The organism is Pseudoalteromonas sp. SWYJZ19, assembly GCF_015864375.1.
GTDB lineage: Bacteria > Pseudomonadota > Gammaproteobacteria > Enterobacterales > Alteromonadaceae > Pseudoalteromonas > Pseudoalteromonas arctica.
The window spans coordinates 97,042-122,192 of record NZ_JADYXI010000004.1; the positions used below are offsets into that span (position 1 = coordinate 97,042).

The 25,151-nt window shown below is 37.1% G+C and carries 23 protein-coding genes; 16 read left to right on the plus strand and 7 right to left on the minus strand.

What is annotated here, in order from left to right; all coding sequences use genetic code 11:
• The first annotated feature begins 39 nt into the window (after positions 1 to 39).
• The 3 genes from I6F45_RS05550 to I6F45_RS05560 all read left to right on the plus strand — a co-directional run bounded on the left by I6F45_RS05550 (position 40) and on the right by I6F45_RS05560 (position 6,324).
• A complete protein-coding gene (locus tag I6F45_RS05550; RefSeq protein ID WP_197159908.1) occupies positions 40 to 2,757 on the plus strand; it encodes a TonB-dependent receptor plug domain-containing protein in 2,718 nt (905 codons plus the stop codon).
• Between the two features lie 210 nt (positions 2,758 to 2,967).
• Positions 2,968 to 4,107: an aspartate-semialdehyde dehydrogenase gene (gene asd / locus I6F45_RS05555; RefSeq protein ID WP_197159909.1), complete on the plus strand. Its 1,140-nt coding sequence runs from the start codon at positions 2,968 to 2,970 to the stop codon at positions 4,105 to 4,107.
• A gap of 327 nt (positions 4,108 to 4,434) precedes the next feature.
• Positions 4,435 to 6,324, plus strand: coding sequence for a putative bifunctional diguanylate cyclase/phosphodiesterase (locus tag I6F45_RS05560; protein ID WP_206009631.1), 1,890 nt, complete (start codon positions 4,435 to 4,437; stop codon positions 6,322 to 6,324).
• Between the two features lie 233 nt (positions 6,325 to 6,557).
• Here the strand turns inward: I6F45_RS05560 and I6F45_RS05565 are convergent, their stop codons facing one another.
• Positions 6,558 to 7,721 (minus strand): GGDEF domain-containing protein, encoded by a 1,164-nt coding sequence (locus I6F45_RS05565; RefSeq protein WP_197159910.1) that lies wholly within the window; start codon positions 7,719 to 7,721, stop codon positions 6,558 to 6,560.
• A 487-nt stretch (positions 7,722 to 8,208) separates the two neighbouring features.
• On the opposite strand from I6F45_RS05565, the gene I6F45_RS05570 reads away from it, so the two are divergent.
• The gene (locus tag I6F45_RS05570; protein WP_197159911.1) at positions 8,209 to 9,333 is read left to right on the plus strand and encodes a DUF748 domain-containing protein; all 1,125 of its coding nucleotides are present in this window, start codon (positions 8,209 to 8,211) and stop codon (positions 9,331 to 9,333) included.
• An 88-nt stretch (positions 9,334 to 9,421) separates the two neighbouring features.
• On the opposite strand, the gene I6F45_RS05575 is transcribed toward I6F45_RS05570, so the two are convergent.
• Positions 9,422 to 10,231 carry an ion transporter gene (locus tag I6F45_RS05575; RefSeq protein ID WP_007583228.1) on the minus strand — a complete coding sequence of 270 codons (810 nt, stop codon included), beginning with the start codon at positions 10,229 to 10,231 and terminating at the stop codon, positions 9,422 to 9,424.
• Between the two features lie 100 nt (positions 10,232 to 10,331).
• Between I6F45_RS05575 and I6F45_RS05580 the strand changes: the two genes are divergently transcribed.
• From I6F45_RS05580 to I6F45_RS05600, 5 genes are all read left to right on the plus strand, one after another.
• The gene (locus I6F45_RS05580) at positions 10,332 to 10,544 is read left to right on the plus strand and encodes a hypothetical protein (RefSeq protein WP_197118990.1); all 213 of its coding nucleotides are present in this window, start codon (positions 10,332 to 10,334) and stop codon (positions 10,542 to 10,544) included.
• 15 nt (positions 10,545 to 10,559) lie between these two features.
• A complete protein-coding gene (locus I6F45_RS05585) occupies positions 10,560 to 10,841 on the plus strand; it encodes a hypothetical protein (protein ID WP_007583225.1) in 282 nt (93 codons plus the stop codon).
• Between the two features lie 68 nt (positions 10,842 to 10,909).
• Positions 10,910 to 11,101, plus strand: a complete 192-nt coding sequence (locus I6F45_RS05590; RefSeq protein WP_007583223.1) for a YwbE family protein — start codon at positions 10,910 to 10,912, stop codon at positions 11,099 to 11,101.
• Positions 11,101 to 11,619 carry a DUF4240 domain-containing protein gene (locus tag I6F45_RS05595; protein WP_007377587.1) on the plus strand — a complete coding sequence of 173 codons (519 nt, stop codon included), beginning with the start codon at positions 11,101 to 11,103 and terminating at the stop codon, positions 11,617 to 11,619. Before I6F45_RS05590 ends, I6F45_RS05595 begins: the two co-directional genes overlap by 1 nt.
• A 433-nt stretch (positions 11,620 to 12,052) precedes the next feature.
• Positions 12,053 to 12,514: a hypothetical protein gene (locus I6F45_RS05600; RefSeq protein ID WP_010552920.1), complete on the plus strand. Its 462-nt coding sequence runs from the start codon at positions 12,053 to 12,055 to the stop codon at positions 12,512 to 12,514.
• A gap of 20 nt (positions 12,515 to 12,534) precedes the next feature.
• Here I6F45_RS05600 and I6F45_RS05605 read toward each other — a convergent pair whose 3' ends face one another.
• The 3 genes from I6F45_RS05605 to I6F45_RS05615 form a co-directional block, all read right to left on the minus strand.
• A complete protein-coding gene (locus I6F45_RS05605; protein WP_165727958.1) occupies positions 12,535 to 13,794 on the minus strand; it encodes a Y-family DNA polymerase in 1,260 nt (419 codons plus the stop codon).
• On the minus strand, positions 13,782 to 14,195 hold the full coding sequence (locus I6F45_RS05610; protein WP_165741208.1) for a S24 family peptidase: 414 nt from the start codon (positions 14,193 to 14,195) through the stop codon (positions 13,782 to 13,784). Before I6F45_RS05610 ends, I6F45_RS05605 begins: the two co-directional genes overlap by 13 nt.
• 81 nt (positions 14,196 to 14,276) lie before the next feature.
• Complete coding sequence (locus tag I6F45_RS05615) at positions 14,277 to 14,696, minus strand: MarR family winged helix-turn-helix transcriptional regulator (protein WP_010552917.1); 420 nt, start codon at positions 14,694 to 14,696, stop codon at positions 14,277 to 14,279.
• Between the two features lie 135 nt (positions 14,697 to 14,831).
• On the opposite strand from I6F45_RS05615, the gene I6F45_RS05620 reads away from it, so the two are divergent.
• The 5 genes from I6F45_RS05620 (at position 14,832) to I6F45_RS05640 (ending at position 20,986) form a co-directional block, all read left to right on the plus strand.
• On the plus strand, positions 14,832 to 15,575 hold the full coding sequence (locus I6F45_RS05620; RefSeq protein WP_165741207.1) for a siderophore-interacting protein: 744 nt from the start codon (positions 14,832 to 14,834) through the stop codon (positions 15,573 to 15,575).
• A 141-nt stretch (positions 15,576 to 15,716) separates the two neighbouring features.
• On the plus strand, positions 15,717 to 16,706 hold the full coding sequence (locus I6F45_RS05625; protein ID WP_165741206.1) for an LLM class flavin-dependent oxidoreductase: 990 nt from the start codon (positions 15,717 to 15,719) through the stop codon (positions 16,704 to 16,706).
• A 282-nt stretch (positions 16,707 to 16,988) separates the two neighbouring features.
• Positions 16,989 to 18,002, plus strand: a complete 1,014-nt coding sequence (locus I6F45_RS05630) for a patatin-like phospholipase family protein (protein ID WP_165741853.1) — start codon at positions 16,989 to 16,991, stop codon at positions 18,000 to 18,002.
• 419 nt (positions 18,003 to 18,421) lie between these two features.
• Positions 18,422 to 19,828: an alanine/glycine:cation symporter family protein gene (locus I6F45_RS05635; protein ID WP_197159912.1), complete on the plus strand. Its 1,407-nt coding sequence runs from the start codon at positions 18,422 to 18,424 to the stop codon at positions 19,826 to 19,828.
• A gap of 138 nt (positions 19,829 to 19,966) precedes the next feature.
• Complete coding sequence (locus I6F45_RS05640; protein ID WP_197159914.1) at positions 19,967 to 20,986, plus strand: patatin-like phospholipase family protein; 1,020 nt, start codon at positions 19,967 to 19,969, stop codon at positions 20,984 to 20,986.
• A gap of 26 nt (positions 20,987 to 21,012) precedes the next feature.
• Here the strand turns inward: I6F45_RS05640 and I6F45_RS05645 are convergent, their stop codons facing one another.
• Complete coding sequence (locus I6F45_RS05645; protein WP_197159916.1) at positions 21,013 to 21,696, minus strand: hypothetical protein; 684 nt, start codon at positions 21,694 to 21,696, stop codon at positions 21,013 to 21,015.
• A gap of 215 nt (positions 21,697 to 21,911) precedes the next feature.
• Complete coding sequence (locus tag I6F45_RS05650; protein WP_007583197.1) at positions 21,912 to 22,475, minus strand: YSC84-related protein; 564 nt, start codon at positions 22,473 to 22,475, stop codon at positions 21,912 to 21,914.
• Between the two features lie 149 nt (positions 22,476 to 22,624).
• Between I6F45_RS05650 and I6F45_RS05655 the strand changes: the two genes are divergently transcribed.
• Both I6F45_RS05655 and I6F45_RS05660 read left to right on the plus strand, forming a co-directional pair.
• Positions 22,625 to 23,836: a tyrosine-type recombinase/integrase gene (locus I6F45_RS05655; RefSeq protein ID WP_007583195.1), complete on the plus strand. Its 1,212-nt coding sequence runs from the start codon at positions 22,625 to 22,627 to the stop codon at positions 23,834 to 23,836.
• Complete coding sequence (locus tag I6F45_RS05660) at positions 23,836 to 25,029, plus strand: cation:proton antiporter (RefSeq protein WP_197159918.1); 1,194 nt, start codon at positions 23,836 to 23,838, stop codon at positions 25,027 to 25,029. The genes I6F45_RS05655 and I6F45_RS05660 overlap by 1 nt, the downstream gene beginning before the upstream one ends.
• Positions 25,030 to 25,151 lie beyond the last annotated feature (122 nt).

Consider the following 25,151-nt stretch of genomic DNA (forward strand, 5'->3'; position numbering starts at 1 on the left):
TAAGGCGCCTCTTTTGTATAACCTGATTAGGATTTTCTCATGTCTAAAAAACATAGACTCAATCAAATTACTTGGGCAATTGGCTTAGGCTTAGCTGCACAGTCTACAAGCCTTATTGCCGCCCAATCGGATGAACAGTTTACTAATTCACAAGAAATAGAAGAAGTTGTTGCTGTAGGTACGCGCTTACAAGGCAGCGCAGCCGCTGTTGTTGAAGAGCGTAAAAACCAAGCGTTTGTTGCCGATATTTTAGGTTCTGAACAATTAGCGCGTACTGGTGATAGTGATGCTGCATCTGCACTTAGGCGAGTAACAGGCTTGACGTTAGTAGATGGTAAGTTTATTTACGTACGCGGTTTAGGCGAGCGTTATTCAAGTGCTCGATTAAATGGGGCTTATATTCCAAGCCCTGATTTAACACGTAATGTAATCCCACTAGATATATTTCCTGCCAGTATTATTGAGAGTATGGCTGTTCAAAAAGCGTATTCGCCAGATATGCCCGCTGCGTTTGGTGGCGGTAATATTGATATAAGAACTAAAACAGCGCCAAGTGAATTTACAGCAGGATTTGAAGTAGGCGTAGGATACGATACAGCATCAGGCGATGGATTTACGTATAATCGTAATGAAGAGGGCATTCCAGAGGCTTTAAACAATGCGATATCACAATACCGTGGTAACTTTGGTATTGGCAATATAGTAAGTCGTGAAGGTTTTGTTGATGGTGAGCAAACCCGCGCTGAGCAAGCAACAGCGATTAACAATGCATTGTTAAAGTCACTGCCACGTGGGTATGAGCTAAAAGATGAGTCGTTAGACCCTCGTTATAATGTTAAAGCGCATTATGGCGATAGCTTTGAAGAGTCTTACTTTGGCGGCAAATTTGGCTTTTTACTGGCTGGTGCATATAAAAATGAGTGGGATTTTGAAGAGCGTTTTAGCTCTGTAATCACTCAAGATCTTGAAAACCAGGATGGTTCAATTGATTGTACAACATCGCTTGCCACCGCAGATGATGTATCTAACTCGTGCTACAACACAGTCAAAAATTCACAGGTAACTACTGAGACCGAAAGTTATAACGGATCGCTTAGCCTTTCTTATTCGCTTGGCACACATAGTATTTCAGCTCAACAGCTTTATATTATAGATAATGAAGACGAGTCAGAAATTGCTATTTCGCAAAGCCCTGCCGGTAGCTCTACGTTTAGTATTGCAGGCGATGGCGTTGCAAATCGTAACCACGCGTTTAATTACGAAGAGCGCCAGTTAAATATTACTCAATTTATTGGTCAACATACCTTTTTAGATTACATGGGAATAGGTGCTGATTGGCAATACACTGAAGCTAAAGCAACGACAGATATTCCTACCAGTGCGGATTTTGAATTTCGTGATAGTTATAATAACGATGGCAGCTATGCGGGTTCTACTATAACCGGCGATGATAACCGCGTAATTATGTCGTACACAAATATGCAAGAGCGCGTTAAGTCCTACGGCGGTAATCTTACATTGCCACTGTCTTTTGACGCGATGGAAGTTGAGTTTAAGTTTGGTTACGATTTTTCTGATAGGGCGCGACTATTTAATACCTCAAGTTTTGCTATTAATAACAGTGGTGGCTCGGGTATTTCAATTAATGATGGAAGTGCTGATCCACTTAATAACAGTGGCTTTTTAACTGACGACTTCATTAATAATAACGCCATTTTAGTTGATTTTAATGAGCCTACAGCGCCTGATGCCGACGATTACATTGCCGCTCAAAAAGTTGATGCCGGTTATGCGTCATTTGATGTTTTTTACGATCAATGGATAAGAGTCAGTGGTGGTATTCGTTATGAAGAATTTAAGCAAACATCCATTGGTACATCGAGCCTTATTTTTGATCAGCAAGATTTAAATACTTTTTACGATCCTGAAAAAATTGAAGCGGGTTCTATTGTCACAGATGATTGGTATCCTGCATTGTCAGTTACTTACGTAGGCAGTGACGATTATCAAATTCGTTTAGGTTATGGCGAAACGGTTGTTCGACCTGACTTTCGTGAAGTTGTACCGGTAACTTATTATGACCCGTTAACTGATATCAGAACATTTGGCCGTACAGGTATAAAAAGTAGTCCCATTAAAAACTATGACTTACGTTATGAGTATTACGGGCAAGCGGGTAATTCATTTAGTGTAGCTGCCTTTTATAAAGACATAACAGCGCCTATCGAAACTGTACTAAATATTGGTGATGAAGATTACTCTGCGTCATTTATTAATGGTGAAACTGCTGAGGTTTACGGTATTGAGGCTGAATGGCTTCAGGACCTAACGTTTGCTGCAGAAGGTTTATTTACCAGTGGTAACATTACAATAAGTGATTCTGAGGCGTCTATTGACCCTGCGCTTGCTGGCACGTTAACTAACCCTAAAAAGCGTATGACAGGTCACTCTCAATATGTAGTTAACTTACAACTTAATTACGATTCACTTGATGGTATGCACAGTAGCTCACTTGTTTATAACGTATTTGGTGAGCGTATATTAGCAGCTGGTGTGGCTAATCGTGATGATGCCTACGAGCAGCCATTTCATTCACTTGATTTAGTTTACACGTACTACCCTGATTTTAATTCTAAAGTTAAATTTAAAGTTAAAAACTTACTCGATGAAGATCAAGAAGTAACCCAATCAGATATTATTGTTCGCTCTAAAGAGCAGGGCATTACCTTTGACTTAAGTTACAGCTACGAGTTTTAAGCGTTTATTTTATTGTTATCCCCCTCGTAAGGGGGTGAATAAATCCACCGCTAACCCTGTATTTAATACAGGGTTTTTTTATGACTATGAAAAAAATTTGAGTTCTACTTTATTCACTAGTTTTAGCGCGCTGGTGGTGTTATTTTGACGTTAATAAAAATTAAATCTCACGCAATGAATTTTAATTTTTAATGTATTAAGGCATCTTTTATGAATCAAACAGTGGAACAAACAATGAAAAAAGTAGGATTAGTCGGTTGGCGAGGCATGGTTGGCTCAGTGTTATTAGAACGTATGCAGCAGCAAAGTGATTTTGCCCATATCGACACCACCTTTTTCACCACCTCACAAGCGGGTCAACTAGGCCCAGATATAGTAGGCGACGCAAAACCATTACTAGATGCAAGTGACATTAGCGAACTTGCTAAAATGGATATTATTGTTACTTGCCAAGGCGGTGACTACACCAATGCGGTATATCCAAAACTTCGAGAGTCGGGTTGGGATGGTTACTGGATTGATGCAGCTTCAGCACTGCGTATGAGTGAGGACAGCATTATAGTGCTTGATCCCGTAAACAAAGATGTTATTGAACAAGGCTTAGAGCAAGGCGTTAAAACCTTTGTGGGCGGTAACTGTACTGTATCGCTGATGTTACTTGCATTAGGTGGTTTATTTGAGCAAGACCTAATTGAATGGGTAAGCCCAATGACTTACCAAGCGGCGTCGGGCGCTGGTGCACGAAATATGAAAGAGCTTATTGCACAAATGGGTGCTATTCATGCAAGTGTTGCAGATAAACTAGATAACCCAAGCTCTGCTATTTTAGAAATTGATAAAATAGTAAGCGAAACGATGGCGTCGAGTGATTTACCACAAGACCAATTTGGTGTGCCACTTGCCGGTAGCTTGATCCCATGGATTGACGTGCCTATGCCAAGCGGTCAGTCTAAAGAAGAATGGAAAGCGCAAGTAGAAGCCAATAAAATTTTAGGTTCTTCAAAGCAACCAGTACCTATTGACGGTTTATGTGTGCGTATTGGCGCTATGCGTTGCCATTCACAAGCGATGACCATTAAATTACGTGAAGATATAAGCGTAGAAAAAATTGAAGAAATTTTAGCGTCTCATAACGAGTGGGTTAAAGTAATTCCGAACGAGCGCGAAATTAGTTCTACAGATTTAACACCCGTTAAAGTAACAGGCACTTTAAGCATTCCTGTTGGCCGTATTCGTAAATTAGCGATGGGGCCAAAGTACATTAGTGCATTTACAGTAGGCGATCAGCTTTTATGGGGAGCGGCAGAGCCACTTCGTCGTATGTTACGCATAATTGTTGATGGTGAGTAATACCAATTCGCAATAATACTTGATCAATTTGAGGGGTTAAATCTGACGCTAACTACGTTAAAAATTTCTGATATAGAACAACTAAATAATGAAATTTTTGCCTTGTTATCGACACGATTTTCTTCCCTCAAAATAGATCACTTAATTAAGCGAGTTGGTATAATATATAATCAGTATTAACAAAAAGGGTTGGCAAATTGCTAACCCTTTTTGGTTTTATGAGTAATGAAGACTTAAACAATACTTATTTATGAATGTTTACTGTTGTTTATTATTGAACTTAAGTAAACTGTTTACACTGTGCAACAGCCTGTTCAAGTAACATTAATGACTTCTCACATAAATAATTTTGCCAATAAGCGGTTAGCATTTGTTAGCTCTTATTTTATCTCTGCAATCGCTATAAATACGGTTGTTTCTTGTTTTCTTATTTTTAGCAGTATTAATCACAGTGCCTCTCAAGAAAAACTTTACTGGTTTTTTACGCTAACGCTTATTTCGTTACTTCGAATAGTTAGTCATGTATTTGTTAACAAAGCTCACCCTTTTAAATATCATCTGTATTTTATAGGTTTATTATTAACAGCTTTAACGTGGGCTGCTTTTCCTATTTTGTTTTATGAAAACATGGGAATACAAGAGAAATTTGTCTCTCTGGTTGTTTTTAGCTCCCTAGCTGGTGGCGGTGTTAATGTTTTAGCCTCTGATATTCGCTCATCACTGTCGTACATAACCTGCTTGTTGGTTCCATTTAGTATTTTATTACTTTTGCAGCCAATAGAAGATGAAAATGTATTGGGTGTTTTAGGACTCGTTTTATGGTTTATATTATGTTTTGTAACGGCTATACGCAGTGCAAAAGATGTAAAGTCATCTATTAATAATGAACTTAAGTTAGATCAATTCATTGAAAACTTAGAAAATGAAGTGCAAGTTCGTACTGAACAAATAATCCTTTTAGAGCAAAAAGACAATCTAACTAAATTGTTTAACAGGGGAAGTTTTGTTTCTAATGTTGAACTTGATTTAGCCAATCAAAGTGATGATATTAAAGCTGTTTTATTTTTAGATATGGATGACTTTAAAATCATCAACGATAAATACGGTCACGATTTTGGTGACTTTGTATTAGCCCAAACAGGTAAACGATTAGTTGAAACACAAACCCAAGGCGACTTTATTGCGTGTAGGTGGGGAGGGGATGAGTTTATTTTTTATTCTCGTAGTAACACCGAAGACGAGCTTTTTGACTGTGTTTTTAGATTAGTTAAAACTTTAACGAAAACAGTGAGTATGGATAGCTATCAAGTAAATCCCTCTTTTAAGGTTGGGCTGTATTTTACGCGCGAAAATTTTGTTCTTGAAGACGCGATTAAATATGCTGATGTGGCTATGTATGAAGGTAAGAAAAGCCGTAACGAAATATCGGTATTTGACGAGCGGATGCACGAATCGCTTAAAAGAGAAGAAGTACTTCGTAGCTCTATTAAAGAATGCGTAGATAAAGGTGACTTTCATCTGTGTTATCAACCTATTGTTGATATAACTACAAATGAAATAACAACGTTTGAAGTACTACTTCGTTGGCAATTTAATGATGAATTTATTCCGCCTTCAGAATTTATAGATATTGCTGAGCGATATGGAAAAATTAATATATTAGGTGAGTTTGTACTTGAGCAAGCTATTGCGAGCCTAAGTAAGTTAAATGCGGTAAATAGTAATATTGGACTGTCTATTAATGTGTCGGTGTTGCAACTAGAAAACCATAACTTTTTAGAATTTTTGGTTGGGCTTTTAAATAGATACGCAGTTAAACCATACAATGTCCATTTAGAAATAACAGAAACAGTGATGATTAAAAATTTACCGTATTTGTCAAAAGTGATTACGGCCATAAAAAATACCGGTGTACGTATCTCTATTGATGATTTTGGTACTGGTTTTTCTTCTATATCAGTTTTAAAAGAGCTATCAGTTGATTATATTAAAATAGATAAATCTTACATTGATAATATTTGTGAATGCTCAAAAGATAAAAGTATTGTATCTGCGGTAACTAACATGTCGCACATGATTGGTTGCCAAGTAATAGCGGAGGGCGTAGAAAACACAGCTCAGTTAACGTTATTACAAAGTTTACAAATTGATAAATACCAAGGCTTTATATTCAGTAAACCAGTTAGATTTGCCGATGCGCTTAAACTTATTAGTTAGAGCGCTGACTTTTTAGACTCAAAGTTTGTTTTATCTAGGTTCGATTTAAGCGTGCCGTGTGTTTCTTGCTCGCTGCGAGCGGTAACTTCTTTTGTGTTATTCTATTAGCTTACATTCATATGAAAATAACTTAAAACGGAGCAATACGCCTCGTTTTTTTAATGCTATTTGCCTAAAGATGCTGCCGAAAATTCAACCTAAAAAGATAGGTAGGCCTTAGTAATAATGAACTTTTATTGACTTAATTCGCTTATATGAACTACCTGATTACGCCCTCCACTTTTAGCATGATAGAGTGCTTTATCTGCCTCATTTATTGCGCTTTCAATTGCGGTTTTATTACATTTAATATTTATTACGCCAAAACTTGCCGTAACATTAATTACTTTATCATTAAAATGAATCGGATTACTGGCGAGTGCGTTTCTTAGTTTTTCGGGGAATGCTTTAGCTGTAAGCTCGTCGTTACGTGCTATTAATAAGGTAAATTCTTCGCCACCAATTCGGCCAAACAAATCATCTGGATTTATGCAGTCTTGCATTATTTTCGCCGCTTCTACTAACACCACATCACCTCCTGCATGTCCAAACTCATCGTTTATTTTTTTAAATTTATCTATATCCCAATAAATTAAGCTTACGTACTTATAATTATTAAGTTTATCTTTTAGTTGCTCTTGGCTTTTATTATAAAACCCACGCCTATTTAAGCAGCCCGTAAGTACATCAGTCATTGCAAGGTGGTTCATTTTTTCGGCTAAATCAGACGCCATTATGAATATTATAAATACGGCCATGCCTACATGAGCAGCAGGGACTGTCATAAAATTAATTAACGTATACAGCGCTATATATTCTTCATTTACTTGGCTACCTTGTAGTAACGCTATGCTTGCTGCAACAAATAAAAGTAATCCACATAGCGTATAAGTAATACTAGCGCCTATTTCAGCAGGGAGTGATTTTTGCTTATGCCTGAAAATAATAACCGCACTTAGTATCAGTAAGATCACATCGTAATACACATACAACGACATAAATAAGCCAACATGCACATTTATGGCTGTAAAATAATAAACAGCAGCAAGAGTTACTATTGCCGAGATGATTAAATAGCGAATTTTTATACTCGAATTTACCCTAATACAATGCCCCCATGTACCAAGTAGCACAGAGCCTACTGAGAAGCTGCTTCCTAACATCCAATATAGTGTATGAGAGTCAAATAATGGTTCTGCTAATATTGTTGCCCATTGGCATGCAGAGAGTGCGAATGCGATTGTCCAAAGCATGGCATATTGCTTTTTACCTAACGTAAACCACGACATTAAAAATATGACAGACCAAATAACACTGGTTAAAAATAGGGTAACTAATATATAAAAAACAGGGTTCATGTATTTTTATTCTTGTTTGCGTTAATTTTACTTTAGTAGATGAAAGCAGTTTATTCGAATCAATGCAGGTTATTAGTTGGCAAAAGTATAGATAGATAAGGATGGGAATCATTTCATTAAGCGGTGTATTTGAATAGTGGTATATCCCTTGCTGTAGTGACTGTAGTTTAGAGTTTAAGCTTATATGGCTTTGCTCTATTTGTAATTTTATACCTAACAGGTACTTAAGTTACAAATATTAGTAATTTTTACACGTTTATTTATGTACTTAATTAAAAAGTTTAACTAATTAGAGCCTGTTTATCTTTCGAGGTTAAATGTGCAGCCGTACGTTTGGTTTTTAGGTATGGTTGAGTTTATGTTGTGTGGTTGTTCTTCATAAATAGGCGATAACGCAGCATAAATGCCAAACATACGTTGCCCTACATAGAACAGAGTTTAATCCTTAAAGGTCAATAGGCCCTGGTTTTTAGCAAAGGAAATTACAATGCATTTTTCATCTACAACATTTCACACCAAATATTTTAAAGGTGTAATAGCGCTGATTGTATTGCTTATACTAATGCGAATAGCCGCGCCTTATGTAGTTCAATACTACGTAAATTATCAGTTAAAACATACGCAAGGTGTTACGGGGCATGTTGGTGATGTAGATTTGTTTTTATATCGCGGTGCCTACGCAATTGACGACGTTGAAATTTACGCTGTTGATGCAACTTCAGCTCCGAAGCCTTTACTGAGTATTCAAACTCTTGATTTTTCACTCGCGTGGTCAGCCCTTTTAAAGGGTAATTTAGTAACAAACATGGCCTTTACGCGTCCTGAAATAGTTATTTACGATAAAGACCCCAATGCTTCTGAGCAAAATAAACAAGTAAAAGACGAAACTACCTGGGTAGGGCTCGCCAATAACTTAGTACTGTTTTCTATTGATACCTTAACAATTGAGCAAGGAAAGTTAACCTTAGTTAATTCAACTAACAGCGGTGAAAATCCTACTTTTATATCAAGTATTAACGCCAAAATTGAAAATATAACGAATGCGCAAAACCTATCAAAAACACTTGTGACTACTCTAAACGTAGAGGGAGCATTAATGGGGGAGGCAGCATTAAAGCTTAATGGCAAATTAGACCCTTTTAGCAAGCAAGCTAATTTTGACTTTAACGCAGAGGTACAACGTTTTTCAGTTAAAAATTTAGACACTGTATTTAAAGTGTATACACCATTTGATATTGAAGCGGGAGGCATTGATGGCGCTATGGAACTTGTGGCTAAAGATAATAACTTAAATGGTTATGTTAAAGCGGGCGTTCAAAACTTGCGTGTTTTTTCGTGGCGCGAAGATATTGAAAAAGATGACGACGGCATATTTACAGCCATATTTGAAGGAAGTGTTGATTTACTAGGCTCTATCCTCGAAAACGATGAGTCTAAACTTGTTGCTGCACGCATTCCTATAGAAGGGCAATTAGACAATGCAGATGTATCGACTTTCCAAGCAGTTACTTCGGTTTTAAAAAATGCTTTTTTTGATGCCTTTAAAATGAAAGTCGATAACGTTATTTCTTTTGAAGATACGGATAACAAACCTGATAACGAGGGGAATTAAAGCACTTTGGTAACGCATGTTTCAGTTGAATGCCCAATCTGCACCCACTTTTTAAACTTTAAGTGGGTGCTTTAGTACTCTTATCAGATTAGTTTTTGCGGTTACTCAATAGCTCTTTAAGCTCAGCAATTTGGGATTGTAGTTCGTTTACTTGCCCTTGCGTTGCAGGTAATGAGCTATCATCTGCGAGCTCTTCTCGCGCTTTGCGGTGCTCCTCACTCATAACTTCTAAAATGGCACCTACCATCATATTCAAAAAGACAAATGCGGTTAGAAATATAAACGTAAGGTAATAAATCCAGCTTAGTTCGTACACTGCCATTGTTTCGTACATTATGTCGGTCCAATCTTCAAACGTTGCCACCCTAAATAGGGTTAGCATAGAGATTGAAACGTCTTGCCAAAGTACGGGGTTTATTTCGGCAAACATCATGCTGCCCATTGCAGCGTATATATAAAAGATAACAAACATTAATAGGGCTATATAACCCATTTGTGGGATGGCTTTAAGCAATGAGTTAACTAATAAGCGCAGCTCTGGGATCATCGATACCAATCGCAGCACTCTAAATATGCGCAGTAAACGAGCAATTAACATAGTAGAGCCGGCAGCAGGATATAAACTGCCCAAAACTATGATGGTGTCGAATATGTTCCATCCTTTAGAAAAAAAGTGTTTTATGCCTTTACTTGCAATAAAGCGGATTACTAGTTCAATTAAAAAGAATGCGGTAATGCCAACATCCATCCAATTTAGAGCAAGCTCTACGGTAGGATGTAGTGAGTAAGTGTGTGCACCTACTGTCAGGGCAGAAACAATAATTACAGCTATAACAAATGATTGAAATATCTTGCTTTTGTCTATACGCTGAAACAACTTTTGTAACTGCGACATCATAGAAATAGATCCTTTGGAGATTAAGGTTTTATGGCGCTAATATACAATAATATTGTAATAATTTAACGCTTTTTCGATATAGAAAGTGTAAGGAAATTTAATGTTTGTCAATAAACTAAAAAGTAGCGCATTACTTATTGTTGGATTATGTGTTTTAGCTGGTTGCAGCTCTGACGCGCGTTTTCATGAAGTTCAATCGGCGCGCCTTGATGAATGTAACTATAAAGCCGACAAAGAATATTACGAATGCCTAGATAAACAAGACTCTAACTACGAAGAGTTTAAAAAACAGCAACAAGCCCAAACTAAGTAAGTAAACTTTATATTTATGACTAAAACTCAAAAGCAGCGCGATAAGCACATTCGACTAGCACTTACTAATGCATGCGAGGCAATAAAAGAAAGCGTAATTGGTTTTGATTATCTAACGCATACCATCGATTTAAATAACGAGGCCAATACGTTAAAAGTACAGTGCTATTTTAACGATGATATAGCCCTTGAAAGTGCAAAACCGCAACTTAACGAATTAACAAATATAATACTCAAAGAGCTTACGAGTATTAAGTTGAACGCAAAACCAGCACATATTTCATTTTCCGCCAATTAACAGAGCTTTTGTTGGTTTGATAGCACATGGACGTTATAATTAGATAAATTATTTTTAGGGTTTAAATTATGGCTGTTCCTACGCGTTCGCAAATTTCACCAGGTACCACAGTAAATATTGTATTAAAAGAAGATCAACGCAGCGGCACATTAACCGAAGGTGTTGTTGAGCGTCTTTTAACAAAATCACCTAATCACCCACACGGCATTAAAGTACGTTTAGAAGATGGTCAAGTTGGCCGAGTAAAAGAGATTTTATAATGGCAGCGTTAACAGAACAGGCTTTTTGGGAATTAGTAACAACGCCTGATTTAGGGCTCGATCCGCAAAGTGTGAGCGATAACCTAAAAACTAAACTTAATGATTTAAGCGATCAACACCTTATTGATTTTGATAAGCATTTTGGCATACATATGCGCAAGTGTTTTACCTGGGATTTATTTGGTGCCGCTTTTGTGATGGCTGGATGTAACGACGATTACGGCTTTAGCGAATTTAGATGTTGGTTAATTTCGCGCGGTAAAACAGTATTCGAAAACGCCTTAGAAAATGCTGATTCGATAGCGCAGTGTACACCCGTTTATTACTTAAACGAGCAGCCTTATCCGTACATTGATGAGTATGACTTAATAGCCGGTTTATTATTTGAAGAACGCAGTGAAGACGAATTGCCGTTTATCCCATCTGGCAGTGATGAACCCAAAGGTAAACGTTTTAAAGACAAACCTAAGTTTTTAAAGCAAAGCTACCCTTTATTATTTGCAAAGTACTGGCAATAAAATAAATACCAATTCGTATAACTAGTTAAACAATCTAATGAGTTCAATTGACCCTTACAATTAAGCGCATTGGTATAAATCGTTTTGTTGTTTAAGTACGTATTAAATAAAGTGCTTAACAACAAAATGGTTTGTAATGAGTATCTAGGGCATGTTTACCTTTGGTGGTTGAATTTGTTCAATCCAAGAAGGATTTAATCGCGGCGCGAAATTTGTAAACTAGTGGGCTCGACAACTGCTCCTGGGTTATTCTAGTAAGAATAAGTAAAAACCGAGCAAAGCTTCCGCGTCCTACTCACGCGCTCGCTCCTGTAATACGACTTCTCTCCTTTTATAGTAAATCTCTGTTATAGTTGTTAAAAGTTATAAAAGCTAAGTGATTAGGCATTTTGCTATTATTTAACACGCTGACTCACGAGGATACACCCACGAAATGAAATATTTAACACTCGCTTTATTAACTGTCGCTTTTACAAGTGCAAATGCTTTTTCTGAGCCGAGTAATAAAACACGATTTATACCGTTTTTAAAGTCAAAACTGGGGGCATACGAAGTTGTGTCGACCAATTCAGGGTTATGCGTTAATAGCGATTTGAGTTTGACAGACGAAAGTGATTTAAGTGCAGGTTTTAAACTTGGAGAACAAATTGTATTTGGATCGCTCCACAATGGTACTCGCACTATTAAAAAACCAAACTTTTGTTTTATAACCAGTACGCTTAAATATAAAAGTGATGGCCTTGAAAACGGTTTAAGAATGAGCCGTTGTGAAAACCCTGCAAACGAAAAAACAATCAGTCAAAGTATCAAATTCTTAGCTGATAACACACTAAAATACACATTAAGCGAACCTAGTGTAGAGTGCACATTTAAAAAAGCAGACGAGAGCAAATAAAGCATCTAGTAAGTAGTAAATCATTCGCAGTATATTTTAGGGATATCGCGCCAACGCGTAGTGTACTGCGGCGATAAAAAATCACGGTTCATGTGCCATCGGTCATTTAATTTACTGCTTGCAAGGCTGAGCATCCCTTTTCCGTATCGATTGTTAATTGTGTCTAGGCATTGCATAAGCTTTGGATTATCAGGGCTCTTATTAAATAAGTCATTTTGCTGAAACTGTTCTGATATTAGCTCTACCGCGCCCACACCACACTTATAAAACCGAACTCCCGGTTGGTAAATATTATTAAATACCTCAGATACAGCATTAGCCATCACGCAGGTGTCGTTAGTGGGTGAGGGGAACTTATATACAAACGACTTTTTATAATATCTGTTTTCGTGCGCGCCACTGGCTGCAAAAATATAAAGCTGGTAGGTGAGCGAACGTTGCGCTCTTAGTTTATTAGCCACTGTGGTTACATGGTTAATTAGCGCCGTTTTAAGGGCTGTTGGCTCGCATATGCGCTCTCCAAAACTACGGGTCGAATAAATCTCTCGCTTGTCTTGTCGTACATCATCCCAGTTTAAACATGTTATCCCGTTAAGTTCGCTTACTGTACGTTCAACAACCACACTAAATGCACGGCGCATTGCTTTAGGGTTTTGCTGAGCAAGGTCCCAAGCGGTGTGTATATTCATTATTTTAAGCTTTTTAGCTAGTCGCCGGCCTATTCCCCACACATCTTCGCAGCTCATTCTTTGTAAAATAGCTTGGCGAGTTTGCTCGCTATTTATTACTGCAACACCATTAAAGCCACTGAGCTTTTTAGCGGCATGGTTAGCGGCTTTTGCTAAAGTAGGGGTCGGGCCAAAACCAACACCTACAGGAAGCTTTGTTTCGCGCCATACTGTGCGCCTTATTGTATGGCCGTATTCATGCCAGTCTTTAATTAATGATGTGTAGCCATTAAAGTGCAAAAACGATTCATCAATACTGTATATGTGCTGTGTATCGCAAAAGCGGCCAATAATATTCATCATTTTGTCGCTTAAATCAGCGTAAAGCTCGTAATTACTAGAGCGAATAACAACGTTATTTTGCTCAAGTAAATGCTTAACTTTAAAGTACGGGCCAAATTTAGGAATATTTAAGCGCCGAGCAATAGGACAAATAGCGCATACACAGCCATCGTTATTGGTAAGTACAACCACGGGTTTGGAGCGAATAGCAGGGTCGAATACTTTTTCGGCACTGGCATAAAATGACACAGCATCAACTAAGGCATACATTTTAGTAACTCTGGGCTTTGCCTGTGCATTCTTATTGATAGCGTTACTACGCCTTCTAGCTGAAATTCGTCTGAAGAGGTTAGTTGTACAGGCTTATGTAAAGAAGAAGCCGAAAGCAGCCTCGCATTGGTTTTATCAAGTAGTTTGCATACAAAAAGACCATTTAAGTTAGCAACAATAACGTCACCATTTTCTGCAGGCTCTGCACGGTCGATAACTAATAAGTCCCCTTCAAAAATTCCGACTTCTTGCATAGAGCACCCCGATGCAATACCAATAAACGTAGCATCTGGATGCTTTATTAAAAGCTCATCAAGGGTTACACCTAGCTCGGTGTACTGCGCTGCGGGGGATTCAAAACCACACACGCCTGCTTCTATATAAATGGGAATGACAAACATAACACAACCTAAAACGCATATACTGTATAAGTGTACAGTATATGCGTTTTGTGTAAGTTATGCCAAGAAATGTATGGCTGATCAATCCATGTTTTTGATCATTTGTTGTGCGGTATCTAAAAAGTCTTTGATTTGTTGAGGGTTTAAGTTTTTACACATTTGATTATTTATTTTTTTCTCTGAGGCTAATAACTTATCAAAAAGAACTTTACCTTGCTCTGTGAGCGACAAAATAAAGCAGCGTTTATCGTGCTCACTCGCCTGTTTATTAATTAAATTTAAGCCAATAAGATCTTTAATTAAACGTGCTATTTGCGCTTTGTCGCGCTGCGTTTTAGTAACTATATCGTTAGCCGTACAGTTATTTACGTTCGCGATAATATGTATGCAGCGTACGTGCATAGCATTAATACCAAGTTCGCCTGCGTTAATTGCTTCACGAATTGTGACACGGTAATTTTGCATTAGTTCAAACAGCGTATTTGATAAAGGTGTATTCATAGAACTCTCAATATGGTTGACAAAGTCAATTAAATTGTTATAGTTGATTTTATCAACCAATGGGGCGTTGTGCAATGACTGCTTTTATAGCAGTTAATTATTTAAACCTAAGTTTTGTAAACGAGGTGATTTAAAATGGGTAAACAAGTTCGCAAAGCAACAGTATTAAGCACTGAGCAAATTACACCGCACTTACAGCGCATTGTTGTAGGCTCAGACGATTTTGCAGATATAACCTCCGCGCACATTGGTAATTATGTAAAAGTACTGTTCCCAAAAAATGGTGAAGTAGATTTTAACTTAAAAACAGCGTGTATGCGATCATACACAATAAGGCATGTGGATGCGCAAACCGGCGCACTAACGCTTGATTTTGTTATAAATATGCACCAAGGCCCCGCGACTAACTGGGCTAAAATTGCAAAAGTAGGCGACGCGCTAGGTATAGCTGGACCAGGCCCTAAAAAATTAGATAATTACGCGCACCCTCATTATATATTATTGGGCGATTTAACCTCAGTAAATGCTATAAAAGGCTATGTGCAGCAGTTACCTGAAGCTGCAAAAATTGATGCATTTGTACATGCCCCTACTGAGCAAGACATTATCGATTTAGAAACAAATCGCGATATAAACTGGTTAATTACCAATAATGCCGATACAGCAATGCTAAGTGCACTTAAAAATTTGCACATTACAGAGCAGCCACCTATTGTGTTTATGGCACTGGAGGCAGGCCTTGTACGTACAGTAAAAACACTGCTAACTGAGCAACTTAATATACCGCGCGGTAATATTGTATCCTCTGGTTATTGGAAAAAAGGCGTAGACTCAGAAGGCTATAAAAAGCAGCGCCAACGTGATGCACAGCTTGCCTGAATACCTTAGAGCAAAATAACATATACCTATTTTGCTCTAATACCTCTGCGTAACTTGAATTGACCTAATAGCAGACCCATTTAAGTGTTTTATGCTAATGATGTAATCCATTATTAGTATGCATTTTTAGGAGCTGCTATTTTGTTAACTTCCATTCCTTTTTCGTTACTCGAACTTGCCCCCATGATCAAAGGGGACAGTGTTGCCAACACTCTTCATAAAAGTACTAAATACGCACAGCGAGCAGACGAGCTTGGCTTTAATCGCTTTTGGCTTGCTGAGCATCATAATATGCCAGGTATAATTTGCGCTGCCACTTCTATTTTGGTTGGTCACATTGCAGGTAATACCAAAAAGATACGCGTTGGATCGGGCGGTATTATGCTGCCAAACCACTCCCCATTAGTTGTTGCTGAACAATTTGGTACGTTAGAGAGCTTATATCCTGGGCGAATAGATTTAGGATTAGGGCGTGCCCCCGGCAGCGACCAAGTAACTAGTCGTGCATTAAATAGCGATATGAGCCGTGCTGAAAACTTCCCGGGTGAAGTAACTGAGCTGCAAACGTTATTAGGTCCATACAACGGTACGCACCCAATACGCGCTATACCGGGTGAGAACACAAACGTTCCTATTTGGTTATTAGGCTCGAGTTTATTTAGCGCGCAACTAGCGGCGCAAAAAGGGTTACCGTATGTATTTGCAGGACATTTTGCACCGCGCTTTGTGCACGATGCAATAGCGTTGTATAAGCGCGAATTTAAAGCATCAAGCGACCTTGATAAGCCATACGTAATGCTTGCACTGCCTTTAGTGGCAGCAGACACCGACGATGAAGCGCAATACTTGTCGACTACTTCTAAGCAACGTGTGCTCGAACTGATACGCGGTAACGAGCTGTGGCTAAAACCACCTGTTGAAAGCATGGACGGGTTATGGAGCGAACAAGAACGCGCTCATGTAGAGAACTTTTTAAGTCTAAGCGTAGTAGGCGGACATGTAAGTATTAAACACAAGTTAGAGATGATAGCGAAACAGCTAGAAGTTGATGAGTTTATATTTACCAATGATGTATTCGATAGTGAAAAACGCCACCGTGCACTCGAAATTTTAATGGAAATAAAGCACTAAAATATAGTTAGTTAAGCAAGCGTACACTCTGGGCTTGTTAACATACAGACATCATCAAAAGTTAAACTTTTTTAACTCATTTTATTAACTTTAAGTGATGTCTGTATTTGTTATTTAAATATTCAAAGTAAATTTGATTGCTATTTTTAGTATATATTTTGCTTTACATACCGTTCTGTTTTTTCAATCGAACTGATTTAAATAATCAATTTTAAGATATCACTTTTATTTTTTATAATGTATGTATTAAACCAAACATCATTAAATAAAGGTAGGTTCACCGTGAAGTCTCTAAATTGCGCAACAGCTAATTCAGTTAACAAAACAGCGCAACCAAAAGTTGCACTGATTGCTGAAGGTGGCGGGCAGCGAGGGATCTTCACAGCTGGCGTACTTGATGCGTGGTTAGAGCAAGAATATGACCCATTCGATTTATTCATTGGCACCTCTGCAGGTTCGCAAAACTTAACTAGTTACTTAGCGCGTCAAAAAGGCTATGCCAAACGCCTAATTAGAGGGCTTTCGCGTAACAAACGTTTTTTTCAGCTTGGTCGCGGATTAGTGGGTAAACACATAGTTGATTTAGATTGGTACTTTGACAAAACCACTGAGGTAAAAAGAGCCATAGATTTTAAAACAGCTAAAACGAGTTTGGGCGCGCGTGAGCTACTTATAACAGCCACTAATGCACGAGACAGAAAAGCATATTACTTATCGCCAACAGGTGAGAGTGGCCAATGGCGTGATTTGTTAAAGGCTTCTAGCGCACTCCCGTTTTTATACAAACAAGGTGTAAAGTTAACACCTTGGTTAAACGCAAAAGCAGCTAACGAAATACACCTTGCTGAAGAGCAAGTACAGAGCGATTTTTATCTAGACGGCGGTTTAGCAGCTCCATTACCAGTACGTGAAGCTTACAACCGAGGCGCTCGTAAGATTGTAGTAATAAGAACGGTTGACGCTAATTTTCAAGCGCAATCTGCATGGGTACAAAAGCTAAGAGCATTTGCTATAGCATCAGGCTATTGTCCAAAAACATTGGACTACTTGATACAGCATGAGAAAGCGTATTTAGATGAGCTTGAGTTTATTGCAAATCCACCAAGTGATGTTGAAATAATACAAATTTTTGCAGACGAAAAACTGCATAGCAAATTATTAGGTAGTTCAAATAACGATTTACGTTTTGATCATAAATTAGGCTTAGATGCCGGTCGCTCATACTTAGCAATGCAAAATTTACAGATTAACAGCAACAACCATTACAGTGCACCTACACAATACAGCTATAACTAATTAAATATAATTACAAAAAAGCGCATAACTTTATGCGCTATTTTTTTGCCATTCTTAATCCTCATTACGCCTCATATAAACCTTACTGCATCAAAATAAAAACTATTGCATCCCGCACCTATGCGCAAAATAAAATACTGAATCTTAAAAAGATATTATTGATTTTTTAACTAATCAATATAAAGTGTAGGTGTGATTTATTATTCACATTTATAGAAATAAAATTCAATGTTAAATGTGCTTACTTACAGATTATTAAACACCAATACACACTTCACTATCGGGTAAAGCCAAACTTAAACACTATTATGTTTAACGCATAATGAGCTGCCGGAGTTTTAAAGTTGAGTAGCGCTACATGCAGAGTTTAAAGTCGGTGCTAACATAAAGTAAAAGTATAAAATAAAAAAGGATTAGTAATGTTCGATACCGTCGTCAAAAGTGTAAACAACCTTTTGTGGGGAGAGGGTCAGGTACTTATTTATATACTTTTGTTTACAGGTATATGGTTTTCGGTACGACTAAAAGCAATTCAAATACTTAAATTTAAACATATGTTTAGCCTTTTAAAAGGCAGCAGTAAATGTAAAAAAGACGACATTTCATCATTCCAAGCGTTGTGTACAGGGCTTTGCGCACGAGTAGGGACAGGTAATTTAGCCGGTGTGGCAGTGGCAATTTCACTTGGCGGCAGCGGCGCTATATTTTGGATGTGGGTAATCGCCATATTGGGCATGGCAACAGGCTTTGCCGAAAGCGTACTTGGGCAAGTATATAAAGTGCGCGATAGTGGCGGCGAGTTTAGAGGCGGCCCTGCGTATTATATTCAACAAGGTTTGGGTAGCCGGGCGTTTGCAATTGTGTTTGCCGCGTGTTTGTTTTTAGGTTACGGCTTTACGTTTAGCGCAATGCAAACTAACACAATTACCGACGCGCTTAATTACGCGTTTGAAGTTCCTACATTTTATTCAGGTCTGGTTATTACCGTACTCGCAGGCTCAATTATACTAGGTGGCTTTAAAGCAATTGCCCGTTTTGCAGAGCGTGTTGTGCCAATAATGGGCATTGTGTTTGTACTTGCTGCCGTAATTATTACTATTATAAATTTCACGCAAGTACCTGCCATGCTTAAAGATATATTTTTATCAGCATTTGGTTTACAAGAAGCCGGAGCGGGTGCAATGGGCGCAGCAATTAAAAACGGTATTCAACGTGGTTTATATTCTAATGAGGCGGGCGCGGGTAGTGTGCCTCATGCATCAGCAAGTGCCAGCCCTATTCCTAATCACCCTGTAACGCAAGGTTACATACAAATGCTAGGTGTATTTTTCGATACAATAGTACTGTGTAGCTGTACCGCCGTTATTATTTTATTAGCCGATATAGACATTAGCGGCGAAATGGAAGGCATTCGCTTAACACAAAGCGCGATGACAGCTCACTTAGCACAAGGTGGTGTTTACTTTGTAGCAGCTGCAATTACCTTATTTGCGTTTACATCGGTGGTTGCAAATTACGCCTATGCAGAGAGTAACTTACACCTCTTTAAGCTCGACAACAAAGTAGGGCGCGGTATTTACACTTTGCTTTATTTATCAATGATGTTGTGGGGCGCATCAGCCACGTTAAAAGAAGTCTGGGATTTAGCCGATATTGCCTTAGGGTTAATGACAGTGGTTAATGTTATCGCTATTATACTGTTAACGCCGACTATTTTGTCTGTTACCAGCGATTACCACGCACAAAGAGACAAAGGTTTAGAGCCAGAATTTAAAATAAAAAATGTAAAAGTACAGGGTAAATGCGAAGATGGCATTTGGGACTGATTAACATATTTTAAGCACTTTTAACGATAAAAAGCGGTTTTATGGCAACATGAAATCGCTTTTTGATTTGAATAATTATTCACTTTCAGTTTTAAATAAACAACTAAAATAATCAATAATAAAGGCACAGTTTTTTAGATGATCGAGATCCACGCAGGTAAAACCGCAGCAAAAATAATAAACGAACAAGGCTTTAAACCAGAACTTTTCACCTCATTTTTAGGCGCAAGTGGCGGCCCAAAATGGTTTACCTTATTTGGTTTAGATAAATATATTTTTGGTGAATTTTTTAAAAACCGTACCCAACCACTTAATTTAATCGGCTCATCTGCAGGCGCTTTTCGCTCTGCGTGTTTTGCACAAAACGATCCTGTTGCTGCCATTGAGCGATTAGCAAAATCGTATTCGCAAACTAGGTACTCAAGTAATAAACCAACACCAAATGAAATAACAATAAAAGCGCGCGCATTACTTGAAGATGTTTTTGGCGATAACGGCGTCACCGAAATTATAAATAACCCCATATTTAAAGCGCACTTTATAGTAGCAAAATCGAATGGCTTTATTGCCAGCGAAAATAAATTAATACAGTTAATGGGTTTATCAAAAAGTTATATGTTAAACCGCGTTAACCGAAAATTATTAGGCTCGCAATATGAGCGTTTTATATTTTGCCCAGCAACAAGTGACTTATCAATTACCGACAGCTACAATTTTAAAACGCAAAACATAGCGCTTACTCAAAATAATTTAAAAGACGCGTTACTTGCATCGGGTTCAATACCACTTGTTATGCAAGGCATAAAAAATATTGCAGGCTCGCCGCAAGGAATATATCGCGATGGCGGAATAATTGATTACCACTTTGATTTAAAAATTAATAATCCAGGCTTAATTTTATATCCGCATTTTAATAGCGAACCAAAAGCAGGGTGGTTCGATAAAAATTTAAAACGTAAAGTATCACCACTTAATTACGATAACGTGGTAATGATTACTCCATCAAAAGAATTTGTAGCCGGCTTACTTTACGGCAAAATCCCAGACAGAAACGACTTTACCGATCTTGATGCAGATACACGCATTAAATATTGGAATACCGTGTTTAGTGAAACTGAAAAGTTAGCTGAGGCGCTTGATAAAAAGCTAAATAGTTAAAATTATTATAATTGTCGAATAAAAAATTACTGGATATAGAAATGATTTTCACTGTAGTCATAAAAATTTTTATTTGATACATTAATTTTTAAAATTGAATCAATATTATTATCTATATATTCATCAACAAATAGAACAAATCTAAATTCATCTTGAAGGATAAATGGTTCAACAGGACGTTTTCTAAGGAGGTTCTGATCATAAATTGATAAGTGCTCTTTTTCATTTAATTTATAAGAACCACCTAAATTACTTGAGGATATAAATACAGGGGAATACTGATAAATTACTTTCCCGAAAATATAACTTTTTATATCAAACTGCTTTTTTGCTTCATTTAGAATGTTATTTATAAATTTTTCAATATTATAAATACCAAATGTTTTAGGCCCAAAACCTCTTTTTGTTTTTTGCTCAATTGAAATACCATGAAAGGATATAATATAGGCTTTTTCAGGAGTTTCACCGATAAAACCTTCACCTTCAATTGAAGTAATATTAGAACGACTTGATTCAAAAGTAAGAGGTAAGCTAATTTTAGATGAACTCAAACCCTCTAATTTATCTTCACGAGCTATATCATCTTCAATATTTTGATAATAATGAGAAGTCCTAAGCCATAAAGATCCTGTATTCATTACAAAATCATATACTTCTTTTTCACATGTCCTAAATACTAATAATTGATCAGTATCAGTTTTTATAAACATTTAGCTTCCTTTCTATTATTAATTTCGTTACTTATATAATTGTATAATACAGATTAAAGACCGATATTAAACTAAATAAAATATACTGTATAGGGTTTAGATATAGTATCAAAATCAAAACAACCCATAAATTACGTTATGTTAAATTGGTTGAGTTTTAATAAAGCGAGCGTGATTATACAAACCAGCTCTCTTTTAGGAGAGTAATTTGGTGGTTAATTAAGCTCTGAATCAACCCAAAACTTAGTTCCCTTTAATACAGCTTGTAGTGCAAGGCCATTTTCGGTTACAGAATATACAGTAACTTGATCTGCAATCGCTTCGGCAACTAGTGCACCGCCTTTATCTTCATATTTTGCTGCTGCATCAGCGTTTCCGCCAAATGCCCAACCATGTTCAATAAATCTATTTAGTGCAGCTTGGTTATGAAAAACCATTACAACGTTAAAATCTTTAACGCCTAAACCAAGTCCTAAACCGGCTTCGCCCATATTCATGTAAGTCGATTTACCTGTGAGATTATTTCTAACAACACCGTAACCACCGCCAAAGCTAGCAAGCACTACATTTACATTTGCGTTATCGAATACAGCATAACCAGCAGAGTTAGCAATTTGTTTTTTAACATCAGGTTTTTCAGCGTATAATTTATCTAATGTGTTTGCTTTCATACTTTGTACAAGTGAACGTTTTTCGCTTGGCGATGCACTACCTGTAGTAGCACACCCAGTTAACGCAACAGTTAAAGCAAGTACACTTAGTATAATTAGTTTTTTCATAATGTTTTCCTTAATAAGATATAGCAACCAACAACCATAGAATAATCACGGTATTAAAATAATTAGAACTTTACTATGTCCAATACTAGACAGTATCGGACTTTGACGTTATTCTGTAAGTCTATTATTTAATTGAATATTTATACATTATGCTTGTTGCTTTGGTTGATACGTTAAAACAATTAAGATATCAAATTGCCCATCTAGATGACGGTACTCTCAATTCAGAATACCCAGAACTTGCATCCTTTATACAGGAAATTGGCTTGACTGTAACTGAATCAAAAGCCGATCTGACATTCTTGTATCAGTTTTTATATGTTTATGGCCGAAAGTCAGAAGCGACTTATAGTCGTTTTCGAAATGAGCTTGAACGCTTTTATTTATGGTCATGGTTAATAGCAGAAAAATCAGTATTCGATTTAAAACGTGAAGATATTGAAGCTTACGTTGATTTTATGGTCGAACCCGATAAAGCATGGGCTGCAACTTCAGTGCAATGGCGTTATAAAGATGAACAAGGAATTCGTCGATTAAACCAAAACTGGCGCCCTTTTATGCTTAAAGAATCCATTGCTAGTCAGCAAACTTTATCGTCTATGTTTACAGCATTAAATGTGTTTTATAAGTTTGCCTTACTAGAAGAAAAAACATTTGCTAACTTTGTCCCTGTTGTTAAAAAAAATAGTCCGTACTTAGTTGTTCAATCACAAATTCAAATTCCAGACACATTAAGCGATATTCAATGGGAATACGTTTTTGGTGTAACGCGTGATTTATGCGAACATAACCCTGATTTAGAGCGAAACTTATTTACGCTTGCATGTTTAAAAGGTCTTTATCTACGAATCTCAGAATTATCTGAGCGCCCACAATGGTCGCCGGTGATGTCCCATTTTTGGCAAGATAATGATGGTTTTTGGTTTTTACGTATTATGGGCAAAGGTAATAAATTACGAGATGTAACCTTAAGCGATGATTTTGTTGAATATTTAAAACGTTATAGACTATACAGAGGTTTACCTGCCCTTCCCCGTGTTGATGAATCAGATCCCTTGGTTCATAAAATTCGCGGGCAAGGTGGTATGACCGTAAGGCAAATTAGGCGTTTAGTTCAACAAAGTTTTGATTATGCACAGCAATCATTACTTGATGATGGTTTTAAAGATGATGCTGAACAACTTGGCGCTGCAACTGCACATTGGCTTCGTCATACTGGTGCCACACATGATGCGCAAACCAGACCGCTTAAACATTTATCAGAAGATTTAGGTCATTCTAAAATTGCGACTACCGATCAAATTTATATTCAAACAAATATTAAAGAGCGAGCAAAGTCAGGACTTAAAAGGAAAATTTAATGGAGTATTTAGTAATAGCATTTATAGGCGGATTATTTTTAATTTATTCTTTAACACTTCGCCAGTTAGAAAAAACAGAAGTAACAGGCCCAATGTTTTTTGTTGTTGGCGGAATATGTTTAGCTTTAGTGCTACCCAACGAAGGGCATAAAATAAAAGAAGGCGTTGATCTTTTATTACCATTTATAGAGCTTACGCTAAGTATTTTTTTATTTTCTGATGCAGCTAAATCAAAGTTGAGTGTATTAAGGCATAGTTTTCAGTATCCTAGTTTACTGTTGTTTGTTGCCCTACCCTTAACTTTGTTACTTGGTATTGCTGTTGCTTTATTTTTCTTTGCTGAGCTTTCACTTATTCAAGCAGCGTTGCTCGCTATTATTTTAACACCTACCGATGCGGCATTAAGTAAAGGGTTACTAGCAAGTACACAAGTGCCTGAAAAAATACGCGAAGGAATAAATACTGAAAGTGGTTTGAACGATGGATTATGCGTACCCATATTTTTAATATTTATATTACTCGCTAAAAATCCTGATTCAGCTATTACCGCAACACAAACATTAAGTGTGTTTGGACGAGAGCTTGGCTTGGCTTTATTAATAGCTATTACAAGTATTGCTGTTTTTATACCGAGTTTAAACTTTGCAATGAAACGTCATTACTTTGCACAAAATACCAGTCCGTTTTTATTACTCGGTTTTGCTATGGCTGTGTTTTCTGTCACTCAGTATTTTCATGGCAGTGGATTTATTGCGGTGTTTATTGCAGGCTTATTATTTGATAAATTTTCGACCGAAGAAGTTAGAACAGAATTAATTGAAGACTCAGAGCATATCGCAGATTTCACATCGTTAATGATTTGGTGCTTGTTCGGGTTTGTTTGTGCTTACTTAGTTATTCCTAAATTAAATACTGAAATTATAATTTACGCTTTGTTAAGTACAACATTGATTAGAATAATTCCAGTTATGCTGTCTCTGCAGTTTACGGCACTGAGTATCAAAGAGCGTTTTACATTTGCGTGGTTTGGACCAAGAGGGTTAGCATCAATTGTTTTTACATTGATGGTGATAGATACGCAAATAGAAAACAAATATCAAATAGCGACAATAGCAATGACGACTATTTTGTTTAGTGTATTTATACATGGTATTAGCACTAGACCTATTGCCGATAGTTTTGTTAAAAAATAATTATTTAAACTAGATAAATTAAGAATACGTATTAAAAAAGGCGTAACGGTTATTTTCATCACTGATGAAGTTAATCGTTGCGCCTTTTTGTATTTTATAAATAATTTACTAAATAGTTATTT